10 protein-coding genes and 2 pseudogenes are annotated in these 17,367 nt (G+C 70.9%); 8 read left to right on the forward strand and 4 right to left on the reverse strand.

From position 1 onward, the window contains the following. The first annotated feature begins 9 nt into the window (after positions 1–9). Positions 10–1,734 (forward strand): styrene monooxygenase/indole monooxygenase family protein, encoded by a 1,725-nt coding sequence (locus ACIRJP_RS16570; protein ID WP_404173806.1) that lies wholly within the window; start codon positions 10–12, stop codon positions 1,732–1,734. Between the two features lie 378 nt (positions 1,735–2,112). Here ACIRJP_RS16570 and ACIRJP_RS16575 read toward each other — a convergent pair whose 3' ends face one another. Then, on the reverse strand, positions 2,113–2,535 hold the full coding sequence (locus tag ACIRJP_RS16575; RefSeq protein ID WP_404173808.1) for a secondary thiamine-phosphate synthase enzyme YjbQ: 423 nt from the start codon (positions 2,533–2,535) through the stop codon (positions 2,113–2,115). A gap of 264 nt (positions 2,536–2,799) precedes the next feature. Between ACIRJP_RS16575 and ACIRJP_RS16580 the strand changes: the two are divergent. Continuing rightward, positions 2,800–3,470 (forward strand): annotated as a pseudogene (locus tag ACIRJP_RS16580) (LLM class flavin-dependent oxidoreductase); the annotation flags it as partial. A 128-nt stretch (positions 3,471–3,598) separates the two neighbouring features. Beyond that, positions 3,599–4,711 (forward strand): NAD(P)-binding domain-containing protein, encoded by a 1,113-nt coding sequence (locus ACIRJP_RS16585; RefSeq protein ID WP_404173810.1) that lies wholly within the window; start codon positions 3,599–3,601, stop codon positions 4,709–4,711. A gap of 46 nt (positions 4,712–4,757) precedes the next feature. Here the strand turns inward: ACIRJP_RS16585 and ACIRJP_RS16590 are convergent. Together ACIRJP_RS16590 and ACIRJP_RS16595 are read right to left on the reverse strand one after the other, a co-directional pair. Beyond that, positions 4,758–5,069: pseudogene (locus ACIRJP_RS16590) on the reverse strand (aminodeoxychorismate lyase); the annotation flags it as partial. Positions 5,070–5,448: 379 nt separating this feature from the next. Next, positions 5,449–7,254 carry an ABC transporter ATP-binding protein gene (locus tag ACIRJP_RS16595; RefSeq protein ID WP_404173812.1) on the reverse strand — a complete coding sequence of 602 codons (1,806 nt, stop codon included), beginning with the start codon at positions 7,252–7,254 and terminating at the stop codon, positions 5,449–5,451. Between the two features lie 147 nt (positions 7,255–7,401). On the opposite strand from ACIRJP_RS16595, the gene ACIRJP_RS16600 reads away from it, so the two are divergent. The 5 genes from ACIRJP_RS16600 to ACIRJP_RS16620 all read left to right on the forward strand — a co-directional run bounded on the left by ACIRJP_RS16600 (position 7,402) and on the right by ACIRJP_RS16620 (position 16,532). Continuing rightward, entirely contained in the window at positions 7,402–7,845 is a 444-nt protein-coding gene (locus ACIRJP_RS16600) for a MarR family winged helix-turn-helix transcriptional regulator (protein ID WP_124719176.1), read from the forward strand. Positions 7,846–7,918: 73 nt separating this feature from the next. Further along, positions 7,919–10,870 carry an FAD-binding and (Fe-S)-binding domain-containing protein gene (locus ACIRJP_RS16605; protein WP_404173815.1) on the forward strand — a complete coding sequence of 984 codons (2,952 nt, stop codon included), beginning with the start codon at positions 7,919–7,921 and terminating at the stop codon, positions 10,868–10,870. Positions 10,871–11,112: 242 nt separating this feature from the next. After that, complete coding sequence (locus ACIRJP_RS16610; protein ID WP_404173818.1) at positions 11,113–12,564, forward strand: Gfo/Idh/MocA family protein; 1,452 nt, start codon at positions 11,113–11,115, stop codon at positions 12,562–12,564. 273 nt (positions 12,565–12,837) lie between these two features. Next, the gene (locus ACIRJP_RS16615; protein WP_404173821.1) at positions 12,838–14,754 is read left to right on the forward strand and encodes an ABC transporter transmembrane domain-containing protein; all 1,917 of its coding nucleotides are present in this window, start codon (positions 12,838–12,840) and stop codon (positions 14,752–14,754) included. Continuing rightward, complete coding sequence (locus ACIRJP_RS16620; RefSeq protein ID WP_404173824.1) at positions 14,751–16,532, forward strand: ABC transporter ATP-binding protein; 1,782 nt, start codon at positions 14,751–14,753, stop codon at positions 16,530–16,532. Before ACIRJP_RS16615 ends, ACIRJP_RS16620 begins: the two co-directional genes overlap by 4 nt. Before the next feature lie 36 nt (positions 16,533–16,568). On the opposite strand, the gene ACIRJP_RS16625 is transcribed toward ACIRJP_RS16620, so the two are convergent. Then, entirely contained in the window at positions 16,569–17,360 is a 792-nt protein-coding gene (locus ACIRJP_RS16625; protein ID WP_404173827.1) for a metal-dependent hydrolase, read from the reverse strand. Positions 17,361–17,367 lie beyond the last annotated feature (7 nt).

Consider the following 17,367-nt stretch of genomic DNA (forward strand, 5'->3'; position numbering starts at 1 on the left):
CAGCAGGGAATGAGAAGGATCGCGGTGGTCGGCGCCGGGCAGGCGGGTGCTCAACTTGCCCTGGGCCTCCAGGCGCACGGCTATGACGTCACCCTGGTTGCCGACCGCGGCCCCGACGAGATACGTCGTGGCCCGGTCATGTCCAGCCAGTGCATGTTCGACACCGCGCTGCAGAGCGAGCGCGAACTCGGCCTGCACCACTGGGAGGACAGGGCCCCGGACATCTCCGGCATCGCGTTCTCTCTCATCGGTCCGCACGGCACTCCGGACGTCTCCTGGCGCGCGCCGCTGGCGGGCCCCGCACACTCCGTCGACCAGCGGGTCAAGTGTGCCGCCTGGATGGAGCAGTTCGCGGCCGGCGGCCACGGCAAGATCGTGCTGCACGAGGCGGGCGTCAGCGACCTCGAGTGGTACGCCCGTACGCACGATCTCGTCGTGGTCTCCACGGGCAAGGGCGAGCTGAGCCGACTCTTCCCGCGTAACTCCGAACTCTCCCCGTACGACCGGCCGCGCCGTGCGCTGGCTCTGACGTACGTCACGGGAACGGCACCGCGGGACGGGGATGCCTCCGTCCACTACCGCATGGTCCCCGGCATCGGTGAATACTTCTCCTTCCCCGCCCTCACCACCACCGGACCCTGCGACATCATGGTCTTCGAAGGTGTCCCCGGCGGCCCGATGGACTGCTGGGACGACATCCGCACGCCCGAAGGCCACCTCGCCCGCTCACTGGAAATCCTCCACCGGTTCTTCCCCGACGAATACGACCGCTGCCGGCACGCCCAACTCACCGACGACGGCGGCGTTCTGCGCGGCCGACTCACTCCGACCGTCAGGCACCCCGTCGCCGGCCTGGCCTCCGGGCGGCACGTCCTCGGCATGGCCGATGCCGTCGTCCTCAACGACCCCATCACCGGCCAGGGTTCGAACAACGCGGCCCAGGCCGCGAGCCACTACCTCGAAAGCATCCTCCGCCACGGCACCTCCGAATTCACCCCGCAGTGGATGCAGCGCACCTTCGACAACTTCTGGCGCGGCTGGGCTCAATGGGCCGTCGGCTGGACCAACTCCCTCCTGACCGACCTGAGTCCCCACCACCGCGACCTCCTGACAGCGGCGGCCGAAATCCCCACGGTCGCAGGCGCCCTCGCCGCCGGATTCGACGACCCGCGTACCCTCTACCGCTGGTGGTTCGAGGAGGCCGAGGCACACCGCTTCCTCGCCGAGAAGCGCGCCCAGCACGCCGTCCGCTTCGACGGCCGCGAACTGCGCCGCGCGCTGGGCCAGTACGCCACCGGCGTGACCGTGGTGACGGCCCGCGCCCCCGACGGCCGCAACGTCGGTATGACCGCGAACTCCTTCACCTCCGTCTCCTTGGACCCGCCCCTCATCCTGTGGTGCCCCGGCAAAAACAGCCCGAGCCTCCCGGACTTCACCGACGCCTCGCACTTCGCCGTCCACGTACTGGCCGCCGACCAGCATCACCTCTCCCGCCAGTTCGCCACCCCGGCCGACGACAAATTCAGCGGTATCCCCATCACCCCCGGCATCGCCGGCGCCCCCCTCCTCGACGGCGCGGTCGCCCGCTTCCAATGCCGCACCGTCCAACGCCTCGACGCCGGCGACCACATCATCTTCCTCGGCGAGGTCGAACAGTACGAGACCGGCGGCGGCACCCCTCTGGTGTTCCACTCGGGGTACTACCACGTGGCGACGAAGCATCCGGATCTGTGAACGATCATGCGGATCTCCGACGCCCAGGGCCATGTCCGCCTGTCCACCGCCCGTTGCCCGGCATGCGCCTGCACGGACGTCACGAGTTGTGGGCCGAACTCGCCCAGGCCGGCTGGCTGACATTCCCTGCCCTCAGACCGACACCGGTCACCGTGCAACCGGCTGATGTGGCTGAGCTGGCCCAGGCACCGGGAGCAGCGGGTGCCACCGTGCCGAGGTCGTGGGTTCGCGCACCGCCACCCAACCGTGCAGAGTCCGGGCCCGACACTCGGATATAGGTACACGAGTACGCCACCTCAAAGGTGGACACTTCTCGTCGTTCCACGGGTCGTTTGGCGCGGCCGGACCTCGCCGATACAGTCCCACCGAAGCAAACCCCTAGCCGAAGAAGCTCAACCGCACCTGACGGCTCGGATTATCCCGATTCGTGTCGACCAGGCATACCGACTGCCACGTCCCCAGCTCCAGCCGTCCCCCGATCACCGGAAGCGTCGCGTGGGGTGGGACGAGGGCGGGCAGTACGTGGTCGCGGCCGTGGCCGGGGCTGCCGTGGCGGTGTTGCCAGCGGCCGTCGGCGGGCAGCAGGGTGTGGAGGGTGGCCAGGAGATCGTCGTCGCTGCCGGCTCCGGTCTCCAGGACGGCGATGCCGGCGGTCGCGTGCGGTACGAAGATGTTGAGGAGGCCGTCCCTGGAGGCGGCGTGCCGGTCGAGGAACTGCTCGCACTCGGCGGTCAGGTCGGTGACGGACTCCGTCGTGCCAGTGGTGATGTGCAGAACGCTGGTGGCGAAGGCATGGGGCATGGGCCCATCATCGCGCCCATGGGACAAGACCGCGCGTCCATCTGCACCGGGCTCTCCTGCCGCCTGTCCCCGCCCCCGTAGACGTCTGCCCGTACACAGCGCACATCGGCGTACCCCGCCCCGTCCGCCGCCCGGCGTGACCCCCGCTGCTGTGACGGCACTGGGGCTCGCGCCGCCCTGGTCACGGTGCGCCTCCCCGCCCGTGGACTGCTCGTGGAACCCTCGTGACCATCAGCCATGCCCTCGCGCCACCGGATATGTCTTCAGAATCCGGGCGGGCTGACCGCTCTGCCGTCGGACCCGCTGCCGGACATCTTCTTCGGCGGGTCGTCGGCGTCGGCATGCCCGGTGGCCGCCGCGCATGCCGATGTCTATCTGACCTGGGGCGAGCCGCCGGCCGCGGTGAAGGAGAAGACCGACTGGATCCGCGGCCTGGCCGAGGAGCAGGGCCATACGGTCCGCTTCGGCATCCGGCTGCACACGATCTCGCGCGACTCCTCGCGCGAGGCATGGGCGACGGCCGACCGGCTGCTGGGCGATCTCGATGCCGGGACGATCGCGGCCGCCCAGCAGGCGCTGGGGCAGAGCGAGTCGGTCGGGCAGCAGCGGATGCTGGCGCTGCACGCCGGCTCGCGCGACAAGCTGAATCTGTGGGCGGGCGTCGGGCTGGTGCGGGGCGGTGCCGGAACCGTGCTGGTGGGCGGTCATGCGGAGGTGGCCGGCCGGATCGAGGAGTACCCCGCGCTGGGTGTGGAGCACTTCGTGCTTTCCGGTTGCCCGCATCTGGAGGAGGCGTACCGGTTCGGCGAGGGCGGGACGCCCGAGCCGGCGGCGCGCGGCCTGCTTTCGACCGTACCGGCGTCGCCGTTGCTCGGGGTGTCGCGAACGGCCGGCCGGCGTCGGCGCCGGGTGGGGCGTCGCTGCTGGTCGCCGGGGCCGCTGACCGGGCGGCGGTCGGCGGGCCGGGCCGCCGACCGACAGGGGAAGCCCCGGTGCCTGGCCTGGCCAATCGGGGAAGATCCCGGACCGCGACAGGGTTAGTAGAAGCGTGAACAACTCTGGGGTGGCCGCAGCAGCACACGAGGTCGATGTCGTCGTGATCGGAGCCGGACAGGCAGGTCTGTCCGGCGCCTACCATCTGCGCCGCGCGGGCCTGGAGCCCGCTCGCGACTTCGTCGTGCTCGACCATGCCCCGCGCCCCGGTGGGGCCTGGCAGTTCCGCTGGCCCTCGCTCACCTACGGCAAGGTCCACGGCATGCACGCACTGCCCGGCATGGAGCTCACCGGAGCGGACGACCGCCGGCCCTCCTCCGAGGTGATCGGTGAGTACTTCGCCGAGTACGAGCGCGCCTTCGACCTGCGGGTCCACCGGCCCGTGGAGGTGAGCGCGGTACGCGAGGGCGCCGACGGGCGGCTGCTCGTCGAGAGCTCCGAGGGTACGTACGCCACCCGTACCCTGATCAACGCCACCGGCACCTGGGACCGGCCGTTCTGGCCGCGCTACCCGGGCCAGGAGAGCTTCCTGGGGCGGCAGCTGCACACCGCGAACTACCCGGGTCCGGCGGAGTTCGCCCGGCAGCGTGTGGTGGTGGTCGGCGGCGGGGCCTCGGGGACGCAGCATCTGATGGAGATCGCCGAGGTGGCGGCCGAGACGTACTGGGTGACGCGGCGGCCGCCGGTGTTCCGGGACGGCCCCTTCGACGCGGACCGGGGGCGGGCCGCGGTGGCGATGGTGGAGGAGCGGGTGCGGCGCGGGCTGCCGCCGCAGAGTGTGGTGTCCGTGACCGGACTGCCGCTCACCGACGCGGTGCGGCGGGCACGTGAGACGGGGGTGCTGGACCGGCTGCCGATGTTCGACCGGATCACTCCGAGCGGGGTGGCGTGGGACGACGGGCGGACGGTCGAGGCGGACGTCATCCTCTGGGCCACCGGATTCCGGGCCGCCATCGACCATCTCGCACCGCTGAAGCTGCGCGAGCCGGGCGGCGGCATCCGGGTCGAGGGCACCAGGGCGGTCCGGGACGCACGCGTCCACCTCGTCGGGTACGGGCCGTCCGCCAGCACGATCGGCGCCAACCGGGCGGGGCGGGCCGCAGTGCGCGCGATCGGCCGGCTGCTGGCCGAGAAGGACGCGGCGGCGGACGTCGAGGAGGTGTTCACGCCCGCCGCGGTGTGACGGGGGCTCAGCCGGCGGACGCACTGCGGCAGTTGCGGGAGACTCTCGCCGGGAAGAGGTAGCCCTCGGGGTTGCCCTTTGCCGCGGCCGGAAGCGGCAGGTCCGTCGTGGCGGCGGCCTTCTCGGTGGTCCCAGGCTCGGCATCGAGGGACTTGTCCACCGCCGCGTACACCTGGGAGGCCCGCCATCCCTCGGGGATGCCGAGCGAGCGGGCCTGCTCGACCTTCGGCCCTCTCGTCAGCAGCGGTACGAGCACTGCCGCTGCCACGACCAGGACGAGGACGACTCCGATGAACAGGACCAGACGGCCGCGCCGGGTCGGGCGAAGGGGCGGGGTGTCCGGGGGTTCGTTCACCATGTGCACGCTGTCCCGCTGTCCGGAACCGGGCCCCTGACGACACGAGTCCCGCGATTCATGAATGGAACACACGAACAGGGGATCGGGTGTTCGCTGAAACGCGTGACCGTTCCAGGATTCGTTGCTCAACTCCACTGCGGCGCAGGATGATTACAGGGCGCAAGCGACGGGCTGCAGACCGCGATTGTGCTGTCCCAGATTTGCAATACGTACAAGGAGAAGCACCAGATGAACTTCCTCACCAACCTGCTCGCCGGCATCGTCCACTTCGTGGGTTGGCTCGTCTGACCATTGCTCTGCCCGGCGCCGTCGCTCCCCGTCCCACGGGAGCGGCGGCGTCGCCGCGTGCGCGGCCCGACGGTCCGCCCGGTCCCGTCGGTCAGCCTGTCGCGGGGGCCAGTTGGGTGTCCCGCCGGACCAACGCGGCATAGCGGCCTTCCTGCTGGAGCAGCTCCTCGTGGCTGCCGCGCTCGGCGGTCCGACCGCGGTCCAGGACGACGATCTGGTCGGCGTCGCGGACGGTGGAGAGCCGGTGCGCGATGGTGATGGTGGTGCGCCCCTCGGAGAGAGCGTCGATGGCTTCCTGCACTGCGAATTCCGTACGGGTGTCGAGGGCGCTCGTCGCCTCGTCGAGCACCAGGACCGGCGGGTTGCGCAGGATCGTACGGGCGATGGCGAGGCGCTGCTTCTCACCGCCGGAGAAGCGGTAGCCGCGTTCGCCGACGAGGGTGTCGTAGCCGTCGGGCAGTGAGGCGATGTGGTCGTGGATCTGTGCCGCGCGGGCCGCCGCCTCGATCTCGGCGTCGGTCGCGTCCGGCTTGGCGAAGCGCAGATTGTCGGCGACCGAGGCATGGAAGAGGTAGGTCTCCTGGGAGACCACACCCACGGCTCTGGCCAGGGTGTCGAAATCGAGATCGCGTACATCGACCCCGTCGAGCGTGACCCGGCCGCCGGTGACGTCGTAGAGCCTCGGCACCAGATAGCTGAGCGTGGACTTGCCGGATCCGGTCGGGCCGACGACGGCCAGGCTGCCGCCGGCCGGGACGGTCACATCGATGCCGCTGAGGGTCGGGCCGCTCTTCTCGTCGTAGCTGAAATCGACATCCTCGAAGCGGATCTCGCCGCGGATGCTCTCCAGCCGGACCGGGTTCTCGGGCTCGGTGATGTCCACATCGAGGTCGAGGTACTCGAAGATCCGCTGGAAGAGCGCGAGGGACGTCTGCATGTCCACACCGGTGGAGAGCAGGCTCACGGCGGGCCGGAAGAGGCCCTGCTGGAGCGAGACGAAGGCGACGAGCGTGCCGATGGAGACGGCGGGTCCGCCGGACTGCAGGGCGAGGCCCGCCGCCCAGTAGATGACCGCGGGCATGGCGGCCATGACGATGCCGATCGTGGACATCCGCCACCGTCCGGCCATGCTGGAGCGCACTTCGAGCTCGACGAGCTTCTCGGACTCCTCGGCGAAGCCCTTGGTGAGGGAGTCCGCGCGGCCCATGGTCCGGCCCAGCAGGATGCCGCTGACGGAGAGCGACTCGGTCACCGTGGCCGCCATCGTGGCCATCTGCTTCTGGCGCCGGGTGGTGATCTTCTTGCGCTCACGGCCGACCCGGCGGCTGATCCAGACGAATACCGGCAGCAGCAGGAGCGAGACCAGGGTGAGCCGCCAGTCGAGGGCCAGCATGGCGACGACCGTGGCCATGACCGCGGTGAGGTTGGAGACCAGTGACGTCGCCGTGGAGGTGACGGTCGCCTGCATGCCGCCGATGTCGTTGGCGATCCGGGACTGGACCTCGCCCGTTCGCGTCCGGGTGAAGAAGGCGAGCGGCATCCGCTGCAACTGGTCGTAGACGCCGGTGCGCAGATCGTGCATGACCCGCTGGCCGACCGTGGTGGAGATCAGGGTCTGCAGGACGCCGAAGACGCTGGTCGTCACGGCGGTGAGGATCATGCCGAGGGCGAGCAGGGACAGCAGTCCCGTACGTCCCTGGGGAATGGCCGTGTCCAGGATCTCGCGCAGCAGGAACGGGGAGGCGACCGACACCAGTGACGAGGCGCCGACGAGCAGGCCGACCAGTGCCAGCCGGCCTCGATAGGGACGGAAGAGGCGCAGGATGCGGCGCACCTCGGCGGGCGGACGGCTCTCGTCCCGCGGCGGGGCTGTCCAGTTGATCACGTCGGGTTTCATGGGCTCCTTCGTCGGGCGTGCGACGGCTGCGACCCGGGCGGGGCTCGATCGGGGGACCGGGCGAGGGCGCGGGCGAGCCGATTTTTGAGAGCATAGCTCATTGTTACCTATACTCACAATGAACAAGGTCCTGATATTGTTCCCACCATGGACTCCTCCGACGCCGACGGCGTGCTCGCCGAGCAATTGCTGCGGGTGACCCGCAGGCTCCAGCGGATTCAGAGCCGCCAGCTGGAGCCGATCGGCATCACGCCCGCGCAGTTCCGGCTGCTGCGCACCGTCGCGCATTACGACGGTCCGCCCCGGATGGCCGATCTCGCACAGCGCCTGGACGTCGTCCCGCGCGCCGTGACCACCCTGGTCGACGGTCTGGAGGCGAGCGGACGGGTGCGCCGCGCCCCCGATCCGGACAGCCGCCGGGTGGTCCGCATCGAGATCACCGAGGAGGGACTCGCCACCCTCCGCTCGTTGCGTGACGCGCGCCGGGCCGCCGCAGAGGAGATCCTGGCTCCGCTGACCGCCGATCAGCGCGAGGTGCTCGGCGGTCTGCTGTCCGCTCTGGTCAACGGAATGCCGGAGCGCCGCTGCTGACGGACGCCCCCTGGACACCGGGCGGCGCGTTCGCCGCCGTGGTACCGAACCGAACCGCCAAGGAGACCTCGACATGCCATTGCTGGAGCCGAAGCCGGAAGTACTGCGTCCCGACGCGGTGCGCACGCCCTCCGTGGACCGGGTGCCCGACCGGCAGGCTCCGGGCACGCCCGAACCGCTGCGCGGCGAGCTGATCGCCCTGCTCGGGCCGGAGAAGGTGCTCTGGAAGGTCTCCGACCTGGTGAAGTACGCCTCCGACGCGAGTCCTTACCGCTTCCTCCCCCAGGTCGTGGTGGTCCCCGAGGACATCGACGAGATCTCGGCGATCCTGTCGTACGCGCACGGCAGGGGCCGCGAGGTCGTCTTCCGGGCCGCCGGCACCAGTCTGAACGGCCAGGCCCAGGGCGAGGACATCCTGGTCGACGTCCGCCACCACTGGGCGGGCATCGAGGTACTGGACGACGGCGCGCGGGCCCGCATCCGCCCGGGTACGACGGTCGTGCGGGTCAACGCCGCCCTCGCCCGGCACGGCCGGCTGCTGGGCCCCGATCCGGCCAGCGCGATCGCCTGCACGATCGGCGGAGTCGTCGCCAACAACGCCTCGGGGATGACGGCGGGCACGACCCGCAATTCGTACCGCACCGTCTCCTCCCTCACCTTCGTGCTGCCGAGCGGCACCGTCGTCGACACGGGCGCCCCGGCCGCGGACGAGGACCTCGCCCGCGCCGAGCCGGGGCTCTGCGAAGGGCTGCTGGCCCTGAAGGCGGAGATCGAGGCTGACGCGGAGCTCACGGCCCGGATCCGGGCCAAGTACGAGATCAAGAACACCAACGGCTACCGGCTCGACGCCTTCCTGGACGGCTCGACGCCGGTCCAGATCCTGCGCGGCCTGATGGTCGGTTCCGAGGGCACCTTCGGCTTCATCTCCGAGGTCGTCTTCGACACGCTGCCCCTTGACCGCCGGATCTCCACAGCCCTGCTGTTCTTCCCTTCCCTCACCGCGGCGGCGGCCGCCGTGCCCCGTTTCAACGAGGCGGGCGCGATCGCCGTCGAGCTGATGGACGGCAATACGCTGCGCGCCTCGGTGAGCGTCAAGGGCGTACCGGCGGACTGGGCCGAGCTGCCCAAGGCGACCACGGCACTGCTGGTGGAGTTCCGCGCTCCGGACGAGCCCGGCCAGGAGGCGTACGAGCGGGCGGCGGCTGCCGTCGTCGAGGCGCTCGACCTGGTCGCGCCCGTCCCCTCGGTGACCAATGCGTTCACCCGCGACGCCAAGGTCATCTCCGGTTACTGGAAGGCCCGCAAGGCATTCGTCAGCGCGGTCGGCGGCTCCCGGCCCTCGGGTACGACGCTGATCACGGAGGACTTCGCGGTGCCGCCCTCCCGGCTGGCCGAGGCCTGCGAGGCGCTGCTCGATCTCCAGGCGCGGCACGGCTTCGACGCCGCCGTCGCCGGCCACGCCGCGCACGGGAACCTGCACTTCCTGCTCGCTTTCGACGCGGCGAAGCCGTCCGATGTCGACCGGTACGCCGCGTTCATGGACGACTTCTGCCGGCTGACGGTGGAGCGCTTCGACGGCTCCCTGAAGGCCGAGCACGCCACCGGCCGCAACATCGCCCCGTTCCTGGAGCTGGAGTGGGGTCCCAAGGCGACCGAGCTGATGTGGCGCACCAAGCAGATCATCGACCCCGACGGCGTCCTGGCTCCCCGGATCGTCCTCGACCGCGACCCGAAGGCCCATCTGCGCGGGCTGAAGACCATCCCCGAGGTCGAGGCGATCGCCGATCCCTGCATCGAGTGCGGCTTCTGCGAGCCCACCTGCCCCAGCCACGATCTGACGACGTCCCCACGCCAGCGGATCGTGCTGCGGCGGGAGATGCTGCGCCAGCCGGACGGCTCCCCGGTGGAGACGCAGCTGCTCGACGCGTACGGCTACGACGCCGTCGACACCTGTGCGGGCGACTCGACGTGCAAACTCGCCTGCCCGGTGGGCATCGACACCGGCGCGATGATGAAGGACTTCCGCCACCGGCGGCACTCGCCGCGCGAGGAGCGCATCGCGGCGCTCACGGCGAAGAACTTCAAGGCGGTGGAGGCGGCGGCTCGGCTCGCGGTGGCCGCGGCCGACCGGATCGGTGACCGGCTCGGTGACGGACCGCTTGAGACCATCACCGCGCTCGCCCGCAAGGCCGTACGCCCCGATCTGGTGCCCGAGTGGCTGCCGGAGATTCCCGGCGCCGCCGCCCGGAAGCTGCCCCGGACCTCCCGCGTCGGGGCGAGCGCCGTCTACTACCCGGCGTGTGTGAACCGCATCTTCGGCGGCCCCGAGGGCCATCGTGGCCCTTCGCTCCCGCAGGCCGTAGTCGCCGTGTCCGCCCGCGCCGGAAAGCCGGTGTGGATCCCGGACGATGTCGCGGGGACCTGCTGCGCGACGATCTGGCACTCCAAGGGGTACGACGAGGGCAACGCCGTGATGGCCAACCGCATCGTGGAAGCGGCCTGGGGCTGGACGGCCGGCGGAAAGCTGCCGCTGGTCGTCGACGCCTCTTCATGCACCCTGGGCATCGCCCATGAGGTGGTGCCGTATCTCACCGATGACAACCGGGAGTTGCACCGGGAGCTGACCATCGTCGACTCCCTGGTCTGGGCGGCCGACGAGCTGCTTCCGGAGCTGACGGTGCTGCGGAAGACCGGCTCGGCAGTTCTGCATCCGACGTGCTCCATGCAGCATCTGGACGATGTGGAGCAGTTGCGTACGGTCGCGGAGGCCTGCGCCGAGGAGGTCGTGATCCCCGACGACGCCGGGTGCTGCGCCTTCGCCGGCGACCGGGGCATGCTGCACAAGGAGCTGACGGCCTCGGCGACGGCGAAGGAGGCCGCCGAGGTGAAGGCGCGCGAGTACGACGCGTATCTCTCGGCCAATCGCATGTGCGAGATCGGCATGGACCGGGCCACGGGGAAGCGGTACTACTCGGTGCTGATGGAGTTGGAGCGGGCCACCCGGCCGGGGACCGTCGTGCGCTGACACCGAACCGGGGCCGTTGTGCGCTGATCACCCGGCCGTACGGCCCCCGTTCGCCGTCCCTGACCGCCGGGCGGGCTCGACGCGTTCGAGCCCGCCCGGCTTCTTCGTGCGGGCACGAAAGTCCATGGTTTCGACACAGGAGTCCAATCGCTCCCCTTGCGCAACAACAGACTCAACTACCAGGGTCCTTACCGAGGTTCATTAACCAGCCGCGCACGTCAGACCCCCTTTCTGGAGGATCGATGAACGACGCAGCACAGCACAACGACGGTACGCAGGGTGGCGACGAGGGCTCCATGAGCCGCCGCTCGGTCCTCTGGACGACCGCCGGAGTGGCCGGGGCCGGACTCGGACTCGGCGCCCTCGGCACCTCCTCCGCAGCCGCCGCCCCCGTCCGGGGCCCCGAGGCCGCCACTGCGGACCAGGCGGCCGCTCCGAAGCGCCAGGGCGCGACCATGGTGGGGGTCCCCTTCGAGGGGCGCTCCACCGTGCGGGTCGGCATCGTCGGCCTCGGCAACCGCGGTGGCAGCATGATCGACCTCTTCCTCGCCGTCACCGGCGTACAGGTCGTCGCCGTCTGCGACCCGGTCAAGGCCAAGGCGCAGCGGGCCGCCGCGAAGGTGACCGCCGCGGGTCAGCCGGCGCCCGCCGTCTACACCAACGGCGAGGACGACTACGAGAACCTCTGCAAGCGTGGGGACATCGACTTCGTCTATGTGGCGACGCCCTGGGACTTCCACTTCCAGATGGCGAAGACCGCCATGCTGAACGGCAAGCACGTCGGTGTGGAGTGTCCGATCGCGCTCCAGCTCGACCAGCTCTGGGAGCTGGTCGACCTGTCCGAGCGGACCAGGCGCCACTGCATGCAGCTGGAGAACTGTTGTTACGGGCAGAACGAGATGCGGGTGCTGCGCATGGCGCACGCCGGTCTCTTCGGTGATCTGCTGCACGGCGCGGGCGCCTACAACCACGATCTGCGCGGCCTGATGTTCGACCCGGACTACTACGAAGGCCCTTGGCGCAGGCTGTGGCACACCAGGCTGCGCGGGGACCTCTACCCCAACCACGGGTTCGGCCCGGTCGCCAATTACATGGACATCAACCGCGGCGACCGTGCGGTGAGCATCACCAGTGTCGGTTCCCCGTCCCTCGGGCTCGCCGAGTACCGCGAGAAGAACATGCCGGCCGGCGACCCGAGCTGGAAGGAGACCTATATCGAGTCCGACCGGACCATCAGTCTCGTCCAGACCGCCAAGGGACGGGTCATCCGGCTGGAGCACGACGTGTCCACTCCGCATCCGTACTCGCGGATCAACAGCCTCGGCGGCACGAAGGGCGTCTTCGAGGACTACCCCGCCCGTATCTACATCGAGCCCGACCACACCAATGACAGCTGGGGCGACTTCTCCAAGTACCAGGAGTGGGACCACTGGCTGTGGAAGGAGCACGCCAACCCGCCCGGCGGCCACGGCGGCATGGACTACATGCTGGTCTTCCGGCTGATGCAGTGCATGCGACTCGGCCTCGTTCCCGACTTCGATGTGTACGACGCGGCGACCTGGACGTCGCCGGTTCCGCTCAGCCACCTGTCCATCAAGGCGAAGGGCGCGCCGCAACAGATTCCGGACTTCACCCGCGGCGAGTGGAAGAAGACCCGCTCCGGCATGGACTCGGAGAACCCGGAGAAGGCCTGACCGGCCGGGCGGGCCGGGCACCGGCCCTGCTGGGGCCTGAGCCGGCCCGGCCCGCCCGCCCATGCGCGTCGCAGCCCTGGCAGTGGCAGCCCTGGCAGTGGCAGTGCTCGCGGGGCCCTGGTGCCGGAAGTGGCAGTGGCAGTGGCGCGAAACGGCCGTTCCTGGAGAAAACCAATTGCTCGAACCGACGTCCCGGGGTGAACCTGGCACGGTTTGGATCATTCGCCTTGATCCATTCACCGAACCACCGGTCACACCGAACCATGGGACGTCATGCAGATTCGCGATCTTCCCTACCCGGATCCCGGCGAGCCCGATGTCCGCTCAGGTCCTCGCTTCCTGCTCTGGCTGGGCCGCAACCAGCTCAGGGGCCAGCTCGCTTCCCTGTCCTGGGGCCTGCTGCACCAATGCGCCCTCGCCGGTCTGCCGGCCGCCGTCGGCCTGGCCGTCCAGGCGGTCGTCGACCGTTCCGGCAGCCGGCTCGCGTGGTCGGGCGGGCTGATCGCGGTCCTGGGCGTGCTGATGGCGGTGGGCGACACGATGCTGCACCGTACGGCCGTCACCAACTGGATCACCGCCGCCGCCCGGGTCCAGCAACTGCTGGCCCGCAAGACCGCGGAGCTCGGTTCGGCGCTGACGCGCCGGGTCGCGGCGGGCGAGGTGATCGCGGTATCCACAGCGGACGTCGAGAAGATCGGCTGGTTCGTCGAGGCGCTCTCGCGGTTCGCCGCGGCGGCCGCCGCGCTGGTTCTGATCTGTGTGGGGCTTCTGCTGTATCTGCCGTCGCTGGGCATTCTGGTGGCGGTCTCCGTACCACTGCTGGCCCTCGCCGTGCTGCCGCTGCTCCCCCGGGCGACCCGGCGAGCGGACCTCCAGCGCGAGAAGGCGGGCAAGGCCACGGAACTGGCCTCGGACACCGTGGCGGGGCTGCGGGTGCTGCGCGGGATCGGTGGCGAGGAGCTCTTCCTCGGCCGCTATCGGCGTGCCTCCCAGGAGGTCCGCGAGGCCGCGGTGCGCAGCGCGCGGATGTGGTCGCTGATCTCCGCGATCCAGGTGCTGCTGCCGGGCGTGCTGCTCATCTCGCTGGTCGTGTACGGGGCGATGCTGGCCCGGGACGGCCGGATCGAGGTCGGCCAGCTGGTCACGGTGTACAGCGCGGCGGCCCTGCTGCTGTACCCGCTCCGCCACGTGGAGGAGATCGCGATGGCGTACTCCTTCTCGCGGCCCTCCGCCCAGCGGGCGGTCCGGGTGCTGTCGTTGCGCCGTACGGCCCAGCCGCCGGGCCACGATGCCGCGCCGGCCGCCGAGGCCGCGCCGACCGGTGATCTGCACGACCCGGTCACCGGTCTGATGGCCCCGGCCGGCCTGTTCACCGCGGTGGTCTGCGGCGATCCGGACGAGGCGGGCCGGCTGGCGGAGCGGCTCGGCGGGCATGCCCGAACGGACCCGGACCCGGACCCCGACCCGGCTCCGGACGAGGGCGGGCGTGCCGCAGAGGCGGAGGACGGAGCGCCCGGCTCCTCGGGCGGGGACGCCGCGGCGGCGCGGACGGCGCCGTCCGTCCTGCTCGGTGGCGTGCCGCTGGACGAACTCCCGCTGGACTGCGCACGGACCGCCGTCCTCGTCCAGGACAAGGACCCGGTGCTGCTCTCCGGCACGCTGCGCGAGCTGCTGGACGTCCCGTCGTCGGGCCGGGTGCGTACCGAGGAGGCTCTGGCGGCAGCGCAGTGCGGCGATGTGCTGGACTCCCTGGCGCAGGCGTCGCCCACCACGGACGGCGGCCCGATGACGACCCGGATCACCGAACGCGGCCGGTCGCTCTCGGGCGGCCAGCGGCAGCGGCTCGCGCTGGCCCGCTCCCTGGTGGCCGACCCGGAGGCGCTGGTTCTCGACGAGCCGACCTCCGCCGTCGACTCGCACACGGAAGCCCTGGTAGCCGCCGGGATCAAGGCGTTGCGCCAGGGCCGTACCACCGTGGCCTTCGCCTCGTCGCCACTGCTGCTCGACCTCGCGGACCGGGTGGTGCTGATGCATCGGGGCACCGTCGTCGCGGTCGGCGGGCACCGCGAGCTTCTGCGCACGGACCCCCGCTACCGCGCGGTCGTGACACGCGAGACGGACGACGAGATCGCGGCCCTGACCCCCTGTGGCGCGACCGGAACGATCGAGGAAATCGAGGAACGGGCATGATCGGCGTCGAAGTACCGGCGTACGACCCGGCCGCGCCGGAGTCGGCGACGACCCTGCCGGTCGGCACCCCCGCCACCGTACGGAGCTATGTACGGGAGCTGTTGCGGCGCCATCGCGGGCGGTTCACGGTGCTCGTCGCGTTCAACGCCGTCGCGGTCATCGCGTCGATCGTCGGCCCGTATCTGCTGGGCGGGCTGGTCGAGGACCTCTCCGAGGGGGTGCGGGACCTCCATCTGGAGCGCACCGCCGGGGTGTTCGTGCTCGCGCTGGTCGTGCAGACCGTGTTCACCCGGCTGATGCGCCTGCGCAGCGCGATGCTCGGCGAGGAGATGCTGGCCGATCTGCGCGAGGACTTCCTCGTACGGTCGGTGGGACTGCCGCCGGGGGTGCTGGAGCGGGCCGGGACCGGCGATCTGCTCTCCAGGATCACCACGGACATCGACCGGCTGGCCAACGCGATGCGCGAGGCCGTGCCGCAGCTGGCGATCGGTGTGGTGTGGGCGGGGCTGCTGCTCACCGCTCTCACCGTGACGGCTCCGCCGCTGGCGCTCTCGGGGCTGCTCGCCCTGCCCGTGCTGATCCTCGGCTGCCGCTGGTACTTCAAGCGGGCGCCGTCCGCGTACCGTTCGGAGGCGGCCGGCTACGCCGCGGTCGCCGCGATGCTCGCGGAGACCGTGGACGCCGGACGGACCGTGGAGGCGCACCGGCTGGGTGCGCGCCGGGTGGCGCTGTCGGACACCCGCATCGCCCAGTGGACGGCGTGGGAACGGTACACACTCTTCCTGCGTTCCGTACTCTTCCCCGTCATCAACGTCACCTATGTGACGATTCTGGGCGCGGTGCTGATGCTCGGCGGCTGGTTCGTCATCGAGGGCTGGCTGACCGTGGGGCAGCTGACCACGGGTGCGCTGCTGGCACAGATGATGGTCGACCCCATCGGCCTGATCCTGCGCTGGTACGACGAGTTGCAGGTCGCCCAGGTGTCGCTGGCCCGGCTGGTCGGGGTGCGGGACATCGAGCCGGACGCGGGCGACGCGAAGGTCGTGCCGGACGGCCGGGACGTCCGGGCCGACGAGGTGCGCTTCGGGTACCGCACCGGGCTCGACGTCCTGCACCGGGTGTCGCTGGACGTCGCACCGGGTACGCGCCTGGCGCTGGTCGGCCCGTCCGGCGCCGGCAAGTCCACGCTGGGCCGGCTGCTGGCCGGGATCTACGCCCCCCGCGCGGGCGAAGTGACGCTCGGCGGTGCCGAGTTGTCCCGGATGCGGGCGGAGGACGTACGTACTCATGTGGCGCTGGTCAACCAGGAGCATCATGTGTTCGTCGGTTCGCTGCGCGACAACCTGCTGCTGGCCCGGACGGGCGCCGAGGACGCCGAGCTGTGGGCGTCGCTGGCGGCCGTCGACGCGGACGGCTGGGCGAAGGCTCTTCAGGAGGGGCTGGACACCGAGGTCGGCTCCGGCGGACTGGCGCTGACCCCGGCGCAGGCCCAGCAGATCGCGCTGGCCCGGCTGGTCCTGGCCGATCCGCACACGCTGGTGCTGGACGAGGCGACGTCCCTGTTGGACCCGCGGGCCGCCCGCCACCTGGAGCGCTCACTGGCCCGGGTGCTGGACGGCCGTACGGTCGTGGCGATCGCCCACCGGCTGCACACCGCGCACGACGCGGACGTGATCGCGGTGGTGGAGCGCGGCCGGATCAGTGAGCTGGGCAGTCATGACGAGCTGGTGGCGACGGACGGCGCGTACGCGGCGCTGTGGCGGTCCTGGCACGGCTGACCGCCCGGCCCCGGGGCCGGCCGGTGGCGGGGCGGGTCAGATGAAGTTCAGCGCGGCCGCCCCGCCCACTCCCCCGAGCACCATGAACACCGGCATCAGCACCTTCAGCTCCACCCAGCTCCCGGCCCGGAACCGCATGGCCTTCGGCGGGCCGATCGGGTACCAGCGCTTGCGGCCGATCGGGATGGGCCACAGGATCGGGCAGCCCGAGACGGTGAGCGCGTCGCCGATGTCGTGGACGAGGGCGCCGAGCACGATGGGCAGCCCGAGCCAGAGGTACTCCTGGCCGGGGGCGGTGAACAGCCAGTCCGAGCCGTTGCCCGGCTTGTCCAGGACCCCGGCCAGTATCCAGGCGCTGGTCGCGCCGAGCAGCCAGACCAGGACGTCGCTGGACATCCGGGCAGCCCGCCACAGCAGCCCTTCGACGGCGAGCACCAGGTGGACGAAGAGGATCGCCAGCACCGCCCACCGGCCGCCGGTGATCGCCGCGGCGGAGGCTCCGGCACCGATCAGGACCGCCCACACCCAGGTGTGGGTCAGCGTCCGGTGGCCGCCGTTACGGGTCGAGTCGCCGCGCATCCGGGTCGCCTTGTAGACGGCGTGCGAGAGCTTGTCGACGATTTCGCAGACCCCCCGGGACACCGGCCCGAAGGCGCGCGAGATGGTCGCGGACTTGTGGTCGAGGTCCGGGGCCAGCGCGGCTCCGGCGGTGATCAGTGCCCCGACGACGAGGACGGGCCACGGCATCGCATGGCCGGCGGCCGCCGCAGCCGCGCCCACCCCCAGCCAGGCCGCCGCCCCTGACAGAGAGTGTGCCGGTCCCATCATGGTTCTT

This window comes from Streptomyces sp. NPDC102437, from assembly GCF_044765565.1.
In the GTDB taxonomy this organism is placed as follows: Bacteria; Actinomycetota; Actinomycetes; order Streptomycetales; family Streptomycetaceae; genus Streptomyces.

Bases quoted from the DNA above. Each gene is read 5' to 3' on its own strand.
- ACIRJP_RS16570 (WP_404173806.1), top strand. From the start codon at position 10: ATGAGAAGGATCGCGGTGGTCGGCGCCGGGCAGGCGGGTGCTCAACTT.
- ACIRJP_RS16575 (WP_404173808.1), bottom strand. From the start codon at position 2,535: ATGCCCCATGCCTTCGCCACCAGCGTTCTGCACATCACCACTGGCACG.
- ACIRJP_RS16595 (WP_404173812.1), bottom strand. From the start codon at position 7,254: ATGAAACCCGACGTGATCAACTGGACAGCCCCGCCGCGGGACGAGAGC.
- ACIRJP_RS16600 (WP_124719176.1), top strand. From the start codon at position 7,402: ATGGACTCCTCCGACGCCGACGGCGTGCTCGCCGAGCAATTGCTGCGG.
- ACIRJP_RS16605 (WP_404173815.1), top strand. From the start codon at position 7,919: ATGCCATTGCTGGAGCCGAAGCCGGAAGTACTGCGTCCCGACGCGGTG.
- ACIRJP_RS16610 (WP_404173818.1), top strand. From the start codon at position 11,113: ATGAACGACGCAGCACAGCACAACGACGGTACGCAGGGTGGCGACGAG.
- ACIRJP_RS16615 (WP_404173821.1), top strand. From the start codon at position 12,838: ATGCAGATTCGCGATCTTCCCTACCCGGATCCCGGCGAGCCCGATGTC.
- ACIRJP_RS16620 (WP_404173824.1), top strand. From the start codon at position 14,751: ATGATCGGCGTCGAAGTACCGGCGTACGACCCGGCCGCGCCGGAGTCG.
- ACIRJP_RS16625 (WP_404173827.1), bottom strand. From the start codon at position 17,360: ATGATGGGACCGGCACACTCTCTGTCAGGGGCGGCGGCCTGGCTGGGG.